This window comes from Romboutsia sp. 13368, from assembly GCF_018336475.1.
Lineage (GTDB): Bacteria > Bacillota > Clostridia > Peptostreptococcales > Peptostreptococcaceae > Romboutsia.
This window is the reverse complement of sequence record NZ_CP048741.1, coordinates 1966994-1982903: the sequence shown is the minus strand read 5'-3', so window position 1 is coordinate 1982903 and position 15910 is coordinate 1966994. Positions and strand designations below refer to the sequence as shown.

Here is a 15910-nt window from a genome sequence, read left to right as displayed (position 1 = left end):
GTATACATGATAGATATTCATTGTCATATTGTTCCAAATGTTGATGATGGAGCAAAAGATTTAGATGATGCCGTTAAAATGGCTAAAATAGCTTATAATGAAGGTATAAGGAAAATTATTAACACATCACATTATCATCCAAACTTTAACTATATAAAGGGAAAAGAACTTTTAGGTAGAGTAAAAGACTTTAATAATATACTTAAATTAAATAATATAGATATAGAAGTTTTTATAGGAAATGAACTTTATTATAGTGAAGATATAATAGAGATTATAGAAGAAAAAGAGTTTTATAGTTTAAATAATAGTAGATACTTATTAATAGAATTTCCTCCACTTAATTTTCCTAAAAATATTCTAGATATAATATATGAAATTAAGATAAGAGGATATATACCTATATTAGCGCATGTTGAAAGATATAAAAAAGTACAGGAAAATGTAAATTTAATTTATGAATGCATAAATGAAGGAGCTTTAATTCAAGTTAATTCATCAAGTATAATGGGTAAAAATGGAATTGAAATGAAGAAAGTAAGTGATATATTACTTTATAATAATATGATTCATTTTATAGCTACAGATGCACATTCAAGTACAAGACGTAGACCTATAATAAAAGAAACTTATGATTATGTAGTTAAAAAATATGGATCTAAAAAGGCAGAAACTTTATTTATACAAAATCCAAGTAAAGTTATAAATAATGAAGAAATATATATAGAATCTCCTATAAGATATGAAAAATCAAAAGGATTTTTTAAAAAAATATTTAGAAAGTAAGAGGTATATAAATGGATAGAGTTGCATTTAGTATATTTGGTATAGATGTAATGTGGTATGGAATACTTATGGCTACAGGTATGATATTAGGAACAATAATAGCGTTAAAAGAAGCTAAAAGAGTTGGTATAAATGAAGATACTGTACTTGATTTGGCTATAATTGCTATCCCTATGGGTCTTTTAGGTGCAAGATTGTATTATGTTTTATTTAATTGGGGATATTATTCTCAAAATCCATCTCAGATACTTAATTTTAGAGGTGGAGGAATGGCAATACATGGTGCATTAATAGCTGGTATTCTTACAGGATATATATTTACAAGAATTAAAAAGATTAATTTCTTTAAAATGGCTGATGCTGTTATGATAGGTATGCCCCTAGCGCAAGCTATTGGAAGATGGGGTAATTTTATAAATCAAGAAGCTCATGGCGGACCCACTAATTTACCATGGGGAATAATGGTTGATGGAGTAAAAGTACATCCAACATTTTTATATGAATCTATATGGGATGCATTAATATTTGTATTTTTATGGATGTTTAGAAAGAAAAAACAATATGAAGGCCAAATTGTAGTATACTATATAGGTCTTTATTCTTTAGGTAGATTTTTTATAGAAGGACTTAGAACTGATAGTTTAATGATAGGGCCATTAAGAATGGCGCAAGTTATAAGCTTAGTAGGTGTAGTTGGAGCTATAATTGCACATATATATTTATCTAAAAAAGAAAATAATAATACAAAAGAAGAAAAACAAGGAGAGAACTAACATGGAATTTCATCACGTTTCTGTACTCTTAAATGAGTGTATAGACAACTTAAATATAAAACCTGACGGAGTATATGTAGACTGTACTATGGGTGGAGCAGGTCATTCTAAAGAAATAGTTAAGAGATTATCTGATAAAGGACTATTTATAGGATTTGACCAAGATAAAAATGCTATAGCTACKGCWAAAGAAAGATTAAGTGAATATAGTGATAGAGTAAGATTTGTTCACAGTAATTTTGAAAATATAAAAGAAGAATTAGCTAAAATAGGTGTATATAAAATAGATGGAGTACTTGCAGATTTAGGAGTATCTTCTCATCAATTAGATGAAGCCGATAGAGGATTTTCATATATGCAAGATGCACCACTTGATATGAGAATGGATGTAAGATGTGAATTTTCTGCATATGATGTAGTTAATACTTACAGTGAAGAAGAATTAGCTAAAATAATAAAAGATTATGGAGAAGATAACTGGGCTAAACGTATAGCTAAATTTATAGTAGATGAAAGAGCAGAAAAGCCAATAGAAACTACTGGAGAGCTTGTAGAAGTTATAAAGAAAGCTATACCTAAAAAAGCAAGAATAGATGGTCCACATCCAGCAAAGAGAACTTTCCAAGCTATAAGAATAGAAGTTAATAATGAACTTGGCGTAATAACAAAAATGATAGATGATGCAGTATCTATTATGAATGAAGGTGGAAGAGTTTGTATAATAACATTCCATTCATTAGAAGATAGAATAGTAAAAAATGAATTTAGAGATTTAGCTCTAGATTGTGTATGTCCATCACATTTACCTATATGTCAATGTGATAAAGAATCTCTAGTAAAGGTTATAACTAGAAAACCAATACTTCCAAGTAAAGAGGAAATAGAAGAAAACCCAAGATCAAGAAGTGCAAAACTAAGAGTAGCAGAAAGAATATAGTAATTTAAAAGGATTATGAAAATAAATTTATTTTTATAATCCTTTTTTGTATTTAAAGAGAATGTTTTAATTATATATATCAATGCTATGAAATATTTCGTCGATATATCGTTCAAGCGAAGTAAATTTTTAGCAACATATGTATCCATAGAGGTAGAAAGGATATATCGTTGGTCATATGAGCATAGCGAATTTTACATTAAAATTTAATATATAACATAAATAAATANATAACATAAATAAATATATAATTAAAAGATTTTTAAAATTAATAAAAKATTATGTACTTTTTTTTCTAAAATTTATGAAAGGAAGTTGTAATGTTTATCTCAAATATATAACTAATTAGGGTGTTATAGAGGTGATTATATGAAAAATAAAGTTAAAAGTCATAAAGTTAAAAATATAAATGAATATAAAAAAGATAAGCGGAATAAAAATAAAAAGAGACAAGGAAGAAAGATAAAAAAATTCATTTTGAGGTTTGCACTGTTTTTGTCTTGCTTTTTAATAATTATAGTAAATATATGTGGTTATGCAGTTATAGGTAACCTTAAGTATGACATACACTATTTAAAAAAGGAACTTAGGCAAGAAGAAATAAGGCTAGATGAATTAAGGGCTAAAGTAGATACAAATACATCTATTAGAGAGATAGAAGAAAGAGCTAAAGAAGAGCTTAATATGGATTATCCTAAGAAAAATCAAATTAGATACATAGAAGTTGAACAATAAGGGGGGATACAATTGAAAAAGATAAAAAGAATGAGTAAGAAAAGGTTAGTACTTGTTCTTATATTAGCTTGTGCATTATTCTTAGGTCTTACATTTAGAACTGGATATTTGCAGATTGTAAAAGGAGATTGGCTTAGTACAAAAGCTATAGATCAACAAACAAGGGAAATTCCAATAGAACCTAAAAGAGGAACTATATATGATAGAAATATGAAAGAAATAGCTGTAAGTGTTACTAAGTATACGGTATGGTGTAAGCCTGTAGAAGTAAAAGATAAAGAAGCTGCAGCAAAACAGGTATCTGAAATACTAGAAAAAGAATATGAAGATGTATATGAATCAGTATCTAAAAAGAATATGGCATTAGTAAAAGTACAAAGATGGATAGATGATGAAAAGGCAACTAAAATAAGAGAAGCTAAAATTTCTGGAATATGGGTAGCAGAAGATAATCAAAGATATTATCCATATGGAAATTTTGCATCTTATGTTTTAGGTCATACATCAGCAGATTCTCAAGGTATAGCTGGTGTTGAGATGCAATATGATAAACATTTAAAAGGGACTGCAGGAAAGCTTATCGTCAGTACAGATGCATCAGGTAGAGAAATACCACAAGGATTAGAAAAATACTATGAACCTGTACAGGGAAATGGATTAATACTTACAATAGATGAAGTTATACAGCATTATACTGAAAAAGCTGTTCAAAAAGCATATGAATTAAATAATGCTAAAAGGGTAACTGTAGTAGCGGTAGACCCTAAAACAGGAGATGTATTATCAATGGCATCAAAACCTGATTACGATCCTAATGACTCAAGAACACCAATATATCCATACTATCAAGAAGAATTAGATAAATATGATGATAAAAATAAAATAAATGGATATTATCAAATGTGGAGAAATCCTGCAGTAAGTGATACATATGAGCCTGGTTCTACATTTAAGTTAATAACATCATCAGCAGGCATAGAAGAAGGTGCGGTTAAAGAAAGTGATAAGTTTACTTGTACAGGAAGTTTAACTATAGGTGGAAGAAGAATAAAATGTTGGAGACACTATAGACCACATGGAGAGCAGACATTTACACAAGGAGTACAAAACTCTTGTAACCCTGTATTTATGACTGTAGCAGAAAGACTTGGAGTATCTAAAATGTATGACTATGTTGAGGCTTTTGGGTTTATGGAAAAAACAGGTATAGATTTACCTGGGGAAGCTAAAGGCATAGTATATAATGAGAAAAATGTAGGTCCAGTAGAGCTTGCAACAATGTCATTTGGTCAATCAATATCAGTAACACCAATGCAGCTTATAAGGGCAATATCAACTATTGCAAATGATGGTAAAATGATGCAACCAAGAGTAGTAAAAGGATATACTGATAATAAGGGTAATATAATAGAAGAAATTGAGCCTAAAATGGTAAGACAGGTTATTTCAGAAGATACATCTGATAGAATGATGAAGATAACAGAATCTGTTGTTAGTCAAGGTTCAGGGCATGCAGCTTATATACCAGGATATAGAATAGGTGGAAAAACTGGTACAGCTCAAAAAGTTATAGATGGTAGATATGCACAAGGTAAATATATATGTTCATTTATGGGAATTGCACCAACAGATGATCCTCAAATAGTCCTTCTTGCTATAGTTGATGAGCCAACTGGAGTAAGTGCATTTGGTAGTACAACAGCAGGACCTATAGTTAAAGAAATATTAAATGATGTATTACCATACTTAGGTGTTGAGCCAATATATACAGAGGAAGAGAAAAAAGAATTACAAAAGGAGCAAGTTGTAGTACCTGATGTTAGGAACTTAGCAATAGAAGATGCAGTAAAAATATTAGAAGAAAGTAAGCTAAAGGCCAACTTAGATACAGATATAGAGATAAAAGAAGGTTCAAAAGTAGTAGATATGTTCCCTAAACCAGGTGTTAAAGTAGATGAAAACTCAAGTATAATGTTATATTTTAATAATTAAAATCAATGTATAGTTAGAAATACCTTCAAAAATATATGAATATGGTATATAATTATTAAGTTGATATTTGTAATGGGGGGCAATGTATATGGATTTATACATTGCCTTTTATTGAGATAAATATATTTGTAAAATTAAAGTATAAGGAGGATTGAGCATGAAAAGTTTAACAGTATCAGAACTAACAATTGCTACAAAAGGTAAATTAGTAATTGGTAATGAAAGTGATTCTATAATGGATATTGTCATAGATAGTAGAAAAGCTAATAAAGACAATGTATTCGTTGCTGTAATAGGAGAAAATCTAGATGGTCACAAGTTTATGCAATCTGCATATGAAAATGGATGTAAAACGTTCATAAAAAATGCTAGTAGTAGCATAAAATTAAATAGTTCAGATATAAATTTAATAGAAGTAGAAGATACTCAAATAGCATTAGGAAATATTGCTAAATACTATAAAGAAAAATTTGATATCCCATATATAGGAGTAACAGGTAGCGTAGGAAAAACAACAACAAGAGATATGATATATGCTACAGTTTCATCAAAGTTTAATACATTGAAGAATGAAGGTAATTTAAACAATCATTTTGGAGTACCTTTAACTTTATTTAATCTTGATGATTCTTATGAGTGTGCAGTTATAGAGATGGGAATGTCAAACTTTAAAGAAATCGAATATTTAGCAAATATAGTAAATCCTAAAATAGGAGTTATATCTAATATAGGATTATCGCACATTGAAAATTTAGGTTCTCAAGAAGGAATATTGCAAGCTAAGATGGAAATTGCAACTAATTTTAATGAAGAGAACACATTAATTGTAAATGGAGATGATAAACTTTTAGGAACTTTAAAGGAAAAAAATCTTAATTATAGTTTAAAAACATTTGGATTTAATAAAACTAATGATATATACTGTGAAAGTTATGAAATGAATGAAGAAGATTTAACTTTTACATGTTATATAGATGGAAGAAAAGAAGAGATATTTATACCTACAGTAGGAGAGCACAATATATATAATGCTATGGCAGCTATATTAGTAGGTAAAGAATTAAATATATCTTTAGAACAAATAAAAAGTGGATTAAAAAACTTTAAAGCTACTAAAATGAGATTAGATATAATAAAAACTAATAAAATGACAATAATTAATGATGCATATAATGCAAGCCCAGATTCTATGGAGGCTGCTTTAAAAATACTTGGAAGATATAAAAATAGAAAAGTAGCTATACTTGGAGATATGTTTGAAATGGGTGAACATGCAGAGTATGGACATCGTTTAGTAGGAAAATATGCTATAAATAATACAGATGTATTAGTAGCTATTGGAAAAGATGCAAAATTTATGTGTGAAGAAGCTAAAACACTAGGATTTAACGAAAGTAATATACATTATTTTAATACGAAAGAAGATGCTATAGAAAAATTATATGAACTTGTTAAAAATGATGACGTAGTTTTAGTTAAAGCATCTAGAGGTATGCAATTAGAAAAAATAGTAGAATATCTTAATAAATAATCACAAATGAAATAGCCAGCACGGGAGAGGAGATATATATTATGTTAGGAATAACAGAACTTACTTATACAGCATTATTTTCATTTCTAATAGTAGTTATATTAGGTCCAATATTTATACCTATGTTAACTAAATTTAAATTTGGTCAAACGGTAAGAGATGATGGACCAAAAACACATTTAGCTAAAAATGGAACACCTACAATGGGTGGAATATTAATGATATTAGCTATAGTTATAACAGGGCTTACTAGAAGTAAAGTAGGACCAGATATGATGATAGGCCTTATATGTATATTTGGCTTTGGATTAATAGGTTTTATAGATGACTTCATAATAATAAAAAAGAGAAGATCATTAGGACTTAAGCCTTGGCAAAAAATAGTAATGCAATTTGCATTAGCTTTATATGTTGCAAATTATCAATACACAGCATCTGCAAGTGCTCCACAACTTATGGTACCATTTACAGACATAGCAATAAACTTAGGACCATTATATGTTCCTATAATGGTATTTGTAATAGTTGGAACAGTTAATGCTGTTAACTTAACTGATGGATTAGACGGGTTAGCATCAGGTATAACTTTAATAGTATCTACATTCTTCATGTTACTTGCATCTTATTCAGGAGTTGCAAATACAGATGTTGCAGTATTAGCAGCAGCTACAATTGGAGCATGCTTAGGATTCTTAGGATTTAATGCATATCCTGCTAGAATATTTATGGGTGATACAGGTTCTATGGCATTAGGTGGAGCAGTTGTTGCTTTTGCTATATTAACAAATAGTGTCCTTTTAATACCTTTAGTTGGTGGGATATACTTTGCAGAGGCTATATCAGTTATACTTCAAGTAGCATCATTTAAATTAAGAGGAAAAAGAATATTTAAAATGGCACCTATACATCACCATTTTGAACAATGCGGATGGCCTGAAACAAAGGTAGTATTCACATTCTGGATAGTAACTGTAGTACTTGCTTGGATAGGTATAGTAGCAATATTCTAATTCGGGGGTATTAACAATGAATTTAAATAATAAAAAAGTCTTACTAGTTGGACTTGCAAAAACAGGTATATCTACAATTAAACATTTAAATAAATTAGGTGCTAATGTAATTGTAAATGATATAAAAGATGAAGAAAAATTAAAAGAAATATTAGATGAACTTTCAGGCTTAGATAATGTTGAATATATATTAGGATATCATCCTGAAAATGTAGATGATATAGATATGACAGTTGTATCTCCTGGAGTACCATTAGATTTACCTTTTATATTAAAGCTTAAATCTAAAAATATAGAAATAATAGGTGAAGTAGAACTTGCTTATAGACTTTCTCAAAATCCAACTTTCATAGGTATAACAGGAACTAATGGGAAAACAACAACAACATCTTTAGTAGGAGAGATATTTAAAAAAGCTAACAAGGATACTTATATAGTTGGAAATATAGGAAATCCTGTAATAGATACTGTAGGAGTTGCTAATGAAGATTCTGTATTAGTTACAGAATTAAGTAGTTTTCAACTTGAAAGTATAGATACATTTAAACCTCATGTAAGTGCGATATTAAACTTTACAGAGGACCATTTAAATAGACATCATACTATGAAAGCTTACATAGAGGCTAAAGCTAGAATATTTGAAAATCAAGATAGTGAAGATTTTTGTATATTAAATTATGATGATAAAGATGTAAGAAATTTATCTGATAAGGTAAAAGCTAAGAAAATATTCTTCTCTAGAAATGAATGTTTAAATTCTGGAATATATCTAGATAAAGAACAAAATATAGTTATCAATATAGATAAAGAAATTAAACTTTTAAATAAAGATGAACTTAGTCTTCCAGGAAATCACAATTTAGAAAATTGTATGGCAGCGGCTGCAATAGCATATGTATGTAATATAGATATAGATACTATAAGAGATGTATTAAGAACTTTTGCAGGTGTTGAACATAGACAGGAATTTGTAAGAAACTTAAATGGAATAATGTTTGTAAATGATTCAAAAGCTACAAATCCAGATTCAAGTATAAAGGCTGTTCAGTCTTATAATAAACAAATAGTATTAATAGCTGGAGGTATGGATAAGCAAAGTAGCTTTGATGAATTTTTAGATGCAGCTAAAGAACATGTATATGCATTAGTATTATTAGGTGAAACTGCGCAAAAAATAAAAGAGTGCGCTCAAAATAAAGGATTTAATAATATAACTGTAGTAAAAGATATGAAAGAGGCTGTAAATACTTCTTACCAAATTGCTAAGGATGGAGATGTAGTTTTATTATCTCCAGCATGTGCAAGTTGGGATATGTATAAAAGTTTTGAAGTGAGGGGTATTGACTTCAAAGATAATGTAAACAATTTAAAGTAACCTCTTATCTGGGAATGGAGGGAAGGCTTTATAATGGCCAAAGGAGCTTTAAAAAAACAAATTGATAAAAATATAAAAAGTGAATTTGATAGTGTAATATTTTATACTACTATGACTTTAGTATTTATAGGAATCATCATGGTGTTTAGCGCAAGTTTTGTTCAATCTGCTTTTAAGCATGGTGATTCTTATTATTTTCTAAAAAGAAATATTATCTATGCTACTTTAGGATTTATATCTATGATGACGATATCCAATATAGACTATAGATTTTGGAAAAAGAATGCTAAAGTTATAGGTATAGTATCGGTGGTATTATTACTCCTAGTATTAACACCATTAGGAATAAAGGCAAATGGTGCAAGAAGGTGGTTAGGATTTGGTGCATTTACAATACAGCCAGCAGAAATAGCAAAATTTGCGACTATAATAATCACATCAAAACTTATAGAAAAAAGATATGACGATATGAAGTCTTTAACTAAAGGAGTATTACCTCTTTTAGTAATACCAGGATTATTTTTTGTGTTGATAATGCTTCAACCAAATATGTCTACTGCAGGTACCATAATACTAGTTACTTTTGTTATGATATTTGTAGCAGGACTTAATATGAAATTTGTAATAGCTATGTTTGGAAGTGGAGTAGGATTATTCTTACTTTTAGCTCTTACATCTGAATACAGATTAAAACGTATATTATCATTCTTAGATCCATTTCAAGATCCATTAGGTAATGGGTACCAAGTTATACAAGGTCTTTATGCCTTAGGATCAGGTGGTTTATTTGGAATGGGACTAGGAAAAAGCCAACAAAAATGGTTTTACATACCTGAACCACAAAATGACTTTATATTTGCCATAATAGGTGAAGAATTAGGACTTATAGGTTGTGCAGTTGTGATAATGTTATTTGTTATACTAGTTTATAGATGTGTAAGGATAGCATTGAATTGTAAAGATATATTTACATGTATGGTTGTAATAGGAATAGGTGCTCAGATAGGAATACAAGCAGCTTTAAATATAGCTGTTGCAACTTCATCAATGCCAGTTACAGGAGTAGCACTACCATTTATAAGTTATGGAGGGACTTCACTTATAATATTTATGAGTGCTGTTGGTATAGTATTAAACATTTCAAAACACGTCAAAATTAACTAACAGGAGATGATTAAATGAAAGTTTTATTATCTGGTGGAGGAACTGGAGGTCATGTATATCCAGCAATCGCCATTGCAAATAAAATAAAAGAAGAAAATCCAGATGCAGAAATATTATTTGTAGGAACAGAGAAAGGTATAGAATCTGAAATAGTTCCTAAGTATGGATATGAATTAAAAACTGTAACAGTACAAGGATTTAAAAGAAAAATAGATTTAGATAATGTAAAAAGAGTTTTTAAATTATTTAAAGGTTTAGAACAATCTAGAAAGGTAGTTAAGAAGTTTAAACCAGATGTAGTAATAGGTACAGGAGGATACGTAAGTGGACCTGTATTATTTAATGCAGCTATGAGTAAAGTTCCAACTGTTGTACATGAACAAAACTCTTTTCCAGGTGTAACTAATAAAATACTTGCAAAGATGGTTACTAGAGTTTTAACTAGCTTTGAAGATTCTCATCAAAGATTCCCAGAAGATACTAGAGAAAAATTAGTTCTTACAGGAAATCCTGTAAGAAAAGAAATCTTAGTAGCTAGAAAATCTATAGCAAGAAGAGCTTTAGGTATAACTGAAGAGAAAAGAATGGTTCTTTGCTACGGTGGTAGTGGAGGATCTAGAAAAATAAATGATGCTATGAAATTAGTTGTAAGAAATATGGTTAAAGATGATGTCGCATTTATATTTGCAACAGGTAAGCCATATTTTGAAGAGTTTGCTAAAAGCATAGAAGATTTAAATTTAAAACCATATCAAAAGGTAGTACCATATTTAGAAGATATGGCTAATGCATTAGCTGCAAGTGATTTAGTTATAGGAAGTGCCGGAGCTATATCTTTAGCAGAAATAACAGCTCTTGGAAAACCATCTATAATAATACCTAAGGCGTATACAGCAGAAAATCATCAAGAATATAATGCAAAGAGTATAGAAAAACAAGGTGCAGGGATAGCTATACTTGAAAAGAATTTAACACCTGAAAGCTTAAATGATGCTGTTACTAAATTGTTAGGGAATAAAGAAGAATTATTAGAAATGGCAAATAGAAGTAAAGAAATAGGAAAACCAGAAGCCATAGATCTTATATATAATGAAATAATAAAAATATATGAAGCTAATAATACAAAAAAAGTTAGTAAATCTAAAAAAGAAAATAAAGAATTAGAAAATAATAATATAGATTCCAATATAAAAGAAGATACACAAAATGAAAGTAAAGTAATTGGAATAAAGAAAAAGTAACATATGTCCCCTCTAGCACATAATTTAAAATTAGATATAAAATCTATTGATTTAGTAAAAACATGTCCTCATCCAGGCTTTCCTACTGACATGCAATCTCAACTTATGACACTTATGACGTTATCAAATGGAATTACTGTATTTCATGAAACTATTTTTGAAAATAGATTCATGCATTGTGCAGAGCTTGCAAGAATGGGAGCTAATATAAAATATATTACAGAAAATATATGTATGGTAAAAGGGACAGATAAATTACACGGTGCAAGTGTTAGATCACCTGATTTAAGAGGAGGAGCATCTTTAGTACTAGCAGCGTTAGTATCAGAAGGTAAAACAGATATTAGTGATATATACCATATAGAAAGAGGATACGAAGAGTTTGAAAATATACTAAGAAATTTAGGTGCAGNACTTGTTATAAAAGTTGTATTTATAATATATAACCTGTAAATTAATAAGGAGATACATATGAAAAAAAGAAAAATTAAAAAAAATATAAATAATAGTAAAATAGTTTTTATATTTAGTCTTTTATTAATTATAGTTATTATTTTGTATACATGTTTAAATAGTAGTATATTTAATAGTAAGAATATAGTAATAGAAGGGAATAAATATGTTGATAAAGACTACATTGAAAAAATATTAGAAATAAAAAATGACAAAAATATATTTAGATATAATATGAATAATATGGAAAAAATTTTATTAGATAATAAATACATAGAATCTGTTAATATAAAAAGAGTATTTCCTGATACTATAAAAATAAGTATAATTGAAAAAGAAATATGTGCTATATTACACAATAATAATGAATATTGTTATATTGATAATGAAGGAAATTTTATAGATGAAATAAATATTGATAATAAAGATAATAATATTGTAATTGTTAATATAGATTATGATTTAAATAACTTACAAGAAATAAAATTTAAGAATGAAGAAAATAAAAAAAGGTTACTCTATTTATTAGAGTGTATAAAAGAAGAAAGTATTTATAAAAAGATAGAAAAAATAGATATGATGCAAATTAATTCTATAAAAATGTATACTAAGGATGATATAAAAATATTACTAAATAATGATGAATCATTGAAATACAATATATCTAAGTTATCAATGATATTATATGATTTACAAAGTAAAAGACAACAAGGTGGAGAAATAGATTTAACTATAGAAAAATATGCTTTATATAGAAATTAGAGATTAAGTGCAACAGGAGAGAGTAATATGAAAATTCCTTATAAAAGTGTTATCGTTTGTAGCATTATTTTAGGTATACTAATAAGTCTACAATTAAAAACTATTAAATTAGAAAATGAAGGAACAACTACATCTAAAAGAGGTGAACAATTATTATTACAACTTAAATCATTAAAGAAAGAATCAGATAGTTTAGAAGAAGAAATAAATACAATAAAATCAAATATAGAGAAATATAAGGATGATGAAGGCGAAGAAGTTTTAAAATCCGAAATAAATAAATATGAGAAACTAGCAGGATATACAGATGTAACTGGAAGTGGAATTATAATTAAACTAATAAATAATAACTCAGATAATAGTATAATCTATAATTATGATTTAATATTATCTATGATAAATAAGTTAAATACTGCTCAAGCAAGTGCAATATCTATAAATGATGAGCGAATAGTATTTGATACCTATTTAGATTTAAGAGAAGATAGTTTATATGTAAATAATACTAAAATAGAAGAACCTATAGTTATAAAAGCTATTGGAAATAAAGAAACCTTAGAGTCAGCACTTAAAATAAAATATGGAATTGTGTGGGAAATTGAAAAATACTATAACTATAAAGTAGATATAGTGAGTAACGATAACATAGATATAAGTGGATACGATAAAAAAATAAATAATATAGATGTTGGAAAATTAAATGAGTAAGAGTTTTATACAAGGTAAACGAAGACTAATTATTTTATGTGCATTTATATTAGGATTTCTTATAGCTATATACATAAAAACTTTAAATCCAAATAGAGTATATATAACATTAGAAGAAAAGAAGAATTTAGAAAAAAAAATAGAAACAGAAGTTGAAGAAATAGATAAGTTAAAAAAAATAAAAAATGAATATGAAAAATCTTTAAATGAATATAAGTATGCTAAAAAGAATGAAGCATCAGTAAAAGATTTAATGAATGATGAATTAAATTACTTAAAGGAATTTACAGGTACTTCACAAGTATCAGGAGAAGGAATTATTTTAACTATAAAAGATAGTGAAAAAGAGTTAAAAGAAAATCAAAATCCTAATGACTTAATAGTACATGATATAGATATTTTAAGAATTATAAATGATTTGAAAAAAGCAGGAGCAAAAGCTATATCTATAAATGGAGAACGGTTAATAAATTTAAGTAAAATAAAATGTTCTGGTCCAACTATAAAAGTAAACGATAAAACTTATGGACAACCGTTTGTTATTAAAGCAGTAGGTAATATTGAAACTTTAAAAGCTTCTGTTATTTCTCCGGAATCATATACGAACATATTAAAAGAAGTATATGGTATTTCTATAAAAGTAATATATAAAAAAGACATAACAGTAAATTCTTTTAAAAAATATTAATAAAAAGCATTAAAAAACTTGAAATGTATATAAGTTTCAAAGTAAAATAGAAAAGGTGAGCATTATGATATGGATACTAGCGAGTTTAGCGCTTGGAATAGTAGTTGGTTTTTATATTCCATTTACTTATCCAATAGAGTATTCTCTATATATGTCTGTAGCAATACTTGCAACTCTTGATTCGATATTTGGTGCAGTAAAAGCAGGATTACAAAATAAGTATGATAACTTGATATTTATGACAGGTTTTATAGGTAATGCATTATTAGCGATGATATTGACATATATAGGAGATAGATTAGGTCTACCGCTTTATTATGTCGCTATACTAGTATTTGGGTCGAGATTATTTGACAATTTATCGGTTATAAGGAGACATATTGTTACAAAAATTAGTCATAAAAAAAGAGGAAAATAAATATTTTTGTGGAATACTTACTTAAGAATTAACAAAACCTAAGAATTAAATGATATAATTAATACATACATTTACTTACAATCATAAAATAAGGAGGTCTACATATGCTAAATTTTGACGTAGAAATAGATGGTCTTGCGCAAATTAAGGTAATTGGTGCAGGTGGCGGCGGAAATAACGCAGTTAATAGAATGGTAGAAGCTGGACTTCAAGGTGTAGAGTTTATAGCTGTAAACACTGATAAGCAAGCTTTACATACATCAAAAGCTGGACTTAAGATTCAAATAGGAGAAAAGCTTACTAGGGGTCTAGGAGCAGGAGCAAATCCTGAAGTTGGAAAGAAAGCAGCAGAAGAAAGTAAAGATGAAATAATAAAAGCACTTGAAGGTGCGGATATGGTATTCGTTACAGCTGGTATGGGTGGAGGAACAGGTACTGGTGCAGCACCTGTAATAGCTCAACTTGCAAAGGAAATGGGAATCCTTACTGTAGGAGTTGTTACTAAGCCTTTCGTATTTGAAGGGAAAGTAAGAATGAAAAATGCTGAACATGGTATAGCAGAATTAAAATCTAAAGTAGATACATTAATAACTATACCTAATGATAGATTATTACAAATAGTTCAAAAAAATACTTCTATGCTAGAGGCATTCTCTATGGCAGATGATGTATTAAAACAAGGTATACAATCAATATCTGACCTTATAGCTGTACCTGGACTTATAAACTTAGACTTTGCAGACGTTACTTCTGTAATGAAGGAACAAGGTCTAGCTCATATGGGAATAGGTAATGCTACAGGAGAAAATAGAGCAATAGAAGCTGCTAGAGAAGCAATACAATCTCCACTTTTAGAAACTTCTATAAGAGGAGCAAAGGGAGTTCTTCTTAATATAACAGGTGGAGCTAACTTAGGACTTCTTGAAATAAACGAAGCATCTACAATAGTTCAAGAATCTTGTGATCCAGAAGCTAACATAATATTTGGAGCTTCTATAAGAGAAGATTTAGCTGAAGAGATAAGAATAACAGTAATAGCTACAGGATTTGATGAAGCTAAAAGCATGGAACCTGAATTAATAGAAAGGGTTAAAACTGTAAGCAAACCTACAATAAATCCTACTCCAGTAACTAATACTAAACCTGTTGAAGTAGAAGAAAAGGAAGAAGTTGCTGTTACTAGAGAAGAGACTAGAAGAAGTTCTATATTAGATGATGATATGGAAATACCAACTTTCTTAAGAAGAAGAAGATAAATATATAAAGAAGCCTATGGCTTCTTTTTTTATACCTATAACTTAAATAAAAATTAATATAAATTCCTACATATATATAAT

At 28.3% G+C, this 15910-nt stretch carries 16 protein-coding genes; all 16 read left to right on the top strand.

The genetic code is table 11. The annotated features are described in order from the left end of the window. Positions 1-786: tyrosine-protein phosphatase (locus tag G3997_RS08225; RefSeq protein ID WP_296645313.1), on the top strand; the 786-nt coding region annotated here is incomplete at its 5' end. An 11-nt stretch (positions 787-797) separates the two neighbouring features. Beyond that, entirely contained in the window at positions 798-1559 is a 762-nt protein-coding gene (gene lgt / locus G3997_RS08220) for a prolipoprotein diacylglyceryl transferase (protein ID WP_296645312.1), read from the top strand. 1 nt (position 1560) lies between these two features. Continuing rightward, a complete protein-coding gene (gene rsmH, locus G3997_RS08215; protein WP_296645311.1) occupies positions 1561-2496 on the top strand; it encodes a 16S rRNA (cytosine(1402)-N(4))-methyltransferase RsmH in 936 nt (311 codons plus the stop codon). A 369-nt stretch (positions 2497-2865) separates the two neighbouring features. Beyond that, positions 2866-3231: a hypothetical protein gene (locus tag G3997_RS08210; RefSeq protein ID WP_296645310.1), complete on the top strand. Its 366-nt coding sequence runs from the start codon at positions 2866-2868 to the stop codon at positions 3229-3231. A gap of 12 nt (positions 3232-3243) precedes the next feature. Beyond that, positions 3244-5223, top strand: a complete 1980-nt coding sequence (locus G3997_RS08205) for a stage V sporulation protein D (protein WP_296645309.1) — start codon at positions 3244-3246, stop codon at positions 5221-5223. 157 nt (positions 5224-5380) lie between these two features. Beyond that, positions 5381-6754 carry a UDP-N-acetylmuramoyl-tripeptide--D-alanyl-D-alanine ligase gene (locus G3997_RS08200; protein ID WP_296645308.1) on the top strand — a complete coding sequence of 458 codons (1374 nt, stop codon included), beginning with the start codon at positions 5381-5383 and terminating at the stop codon, positions 6752-6754. Between the two features lie 38 nt (positions 6755-6792). Beyond that, positions 6793-7764 carry a phospho-N-acetylmuramoyl-pentapeptide-transferase gene (mraY, locus tag G3997_RS08195; protein WP_296649481.1) on the top strand — a complete coding sequence of 324 codons (972 nt, stop codon included), beginning with the start codon at positions 6793-6795 and terminating at the stop codon, positions 7762-7764. Positions 7765-7780: 16 nt separating this feature from the next. Next, the gene (gene murD, locus G3997_RS08190) at positions 7781-9139 is read left to right on the top strand and encodes a UDP-N-acetylmuramoyl-L-alanine--D-glutamate ligase (RefSeq protein WP_296645307.1); all 1359 of its coding nucleotides are present in this window, start codon (positions 7781-7783) and stop codon (positions 9137-9139) included. A 33-nt stretch (positions 9140-9172) separates the two neighbouring features. Further along, positions 9173-10303, top strand: a complete 1131-nt coding sequence (gene spoVE / locus G3997_RS08185; protein WP_296645306.1) for a stage V sporulation protein E — start codon at positions 9173-9175, stop codon at positions 10301-10303. Positions 10304-10317: 14 nt separating this feature from the next. Further along, positions 10318-11544, top strand: coding sequence for an undecaprenyldiphospho-muramoylpentapeptide beta-N-acetylglucosaminyltransferase (gene murG / locus G3997_RS08180; protein WP_296645305.1), 1227 nt, complete (start codon positions 10318-10320; stop codon positions 11542-11544). 3 nt (positions 11545-11547) lie between these two features. Beyond that, a complete protein-coding gene (locus G3997_RS08175) occupies positions 11548-11997 on the top strand; it encodes a hypothetical protein (RefSeq protein ID WP_296645304.1) in 450 nt (149 codons plus the stop codon). A gap of 18 nt (positions 11998-12015) precedes the next feature. Continuing rightward, complete coding sequence (locus G3997_RS08170; protein WP_296645303.1) at positions 12016-12759, top strand: cell division protein FtsQ/DivIB; 744 nt, start codon at positions 12016-12018, stop codon at positions 12757-12759. 27 nt (positions 12760-12786) lie between these two features. Further along, positions 12787-13467, top strand: coding sequence for a DUF881 domain-containing protein (locus tag G3997_RS08165; protein ID WP_296645302.1), 681 nt, complete (start codon positions 12787-12789; stop codon positions 13465-13467). Next, positions 13460-14155: a DUF881 domain-containing protein gene (locus tag G3997_RS08160; protein ID WP_296645301.1), complete on the top strand. Its 696-nt coding sequence runs from the start codon at positions 13460-13462 to the stop codon at positions 14153-14155. Before G3997_RS08165 ends, G3997_RS08160 begins: the two co-directional genes overlap by 8 nt. Positions 14156-14219: 64 nt before the next feature. Beyond that, complete coding sequence (locus G3997_RS08155) at positions 14220-14573, top strand: small basic family protein (RefSeq protein ID WP_296645300.1); 354 nt, start codon at positions 14220-14222, stop codon at positions 14571-14573. Between the two features lie 104 nt (positions 14574-14677). Beyond that, the gene (gene ftsZ, locus G3997_RS08150) at positions 14678-15829 is read left to right on the top strand and encodes a cell division protein FtsZ (RefSeq protein WP_296645299.1); all 1152 of its coding nucleotides are present in this window, start codon (positions 14678-14680) and stop codon (positions 15827-15829) included. Positions 15830-15910 lie beyond the last annotated feature (81 nt).

Excerpts from the sequence above, each read along its gene's own strand:
- murG (WP_296645305.1), top strand. The coding sequence starts at position 10,318 with ATGAAAGTTTTATTATCTGGTGGAGGAACTGGAGGTCATGTATATCCA.
- G3997_RS08200 (WP_296645308.1), top strand. The coding sequence starts at position 5,381 with ATGAAAAGTTTAACAGTATCAGAACTAACAATTGCTACAAAAGGTAAA.
- G3997_RS08155 (WP_296645300.1), top strand. The coding sequence starts at position 14,220 with ATGATATGGATACTAGCGAGTTTAGCGCTTGGAATAGTAGTTGGTTTT.
- spoVE (WP_296645306.1), top strand. The coding sequence starts at position 9,173 with ATGGCCAAAGGAGCTTTAAAAAAACAAATTGATAAAAATATAAAAAGT.
- G3997_RS08160 (WP_296645301.1), top strand. The coding sequence starts at position 13,460 with ATGAGTAAGAGTTTTATACAAGGTAAACGAAGACTAATTATTTTATGT.
- G3997_RS08170 (WP_296645303.1), top strand. The coding sequence starts at position 12,016 with ATGAAAAAAAGAAAAATTAAAAAAAATATAAATAATAGTAAAATAGTT.
- ftsZ (WP_296645299.1), top strand. The coding sequence starts at position 14,678 with ATGCTAAATTTTGACGTAGAAATAGATGGTCTTGCGCAAATTAAGGTA.
- G3997_RS08210 (WP_296645310.1), top strand. The coding sequence starts at position 2,866 with ATGAAAAATAAAGTTAAAAGTCATAAAGTTAAAAATATAAATGAATAT.
- lgt (WP_296645312.1), top strand. The coding sequence starts at position 798 with ATGGATAGAGTTGCATTTAGTATATTTGGTATAGATGTAATGTGGTAT.
- murD (WP_296645307.1), top strand. The coding sequence starts at position 7,781 with ATGAATTTAAATAATAAAAAAGTCTTACTAGTTGGACTTGCAAAAACA.
- G3997_RS08165 (WP_296645302.1), top strand. The coding sequence starts at position 12,787 with ATGAAAATTCCTTATAAAAGTGTTATCGTTTGTAGCATTATTTTAGGT.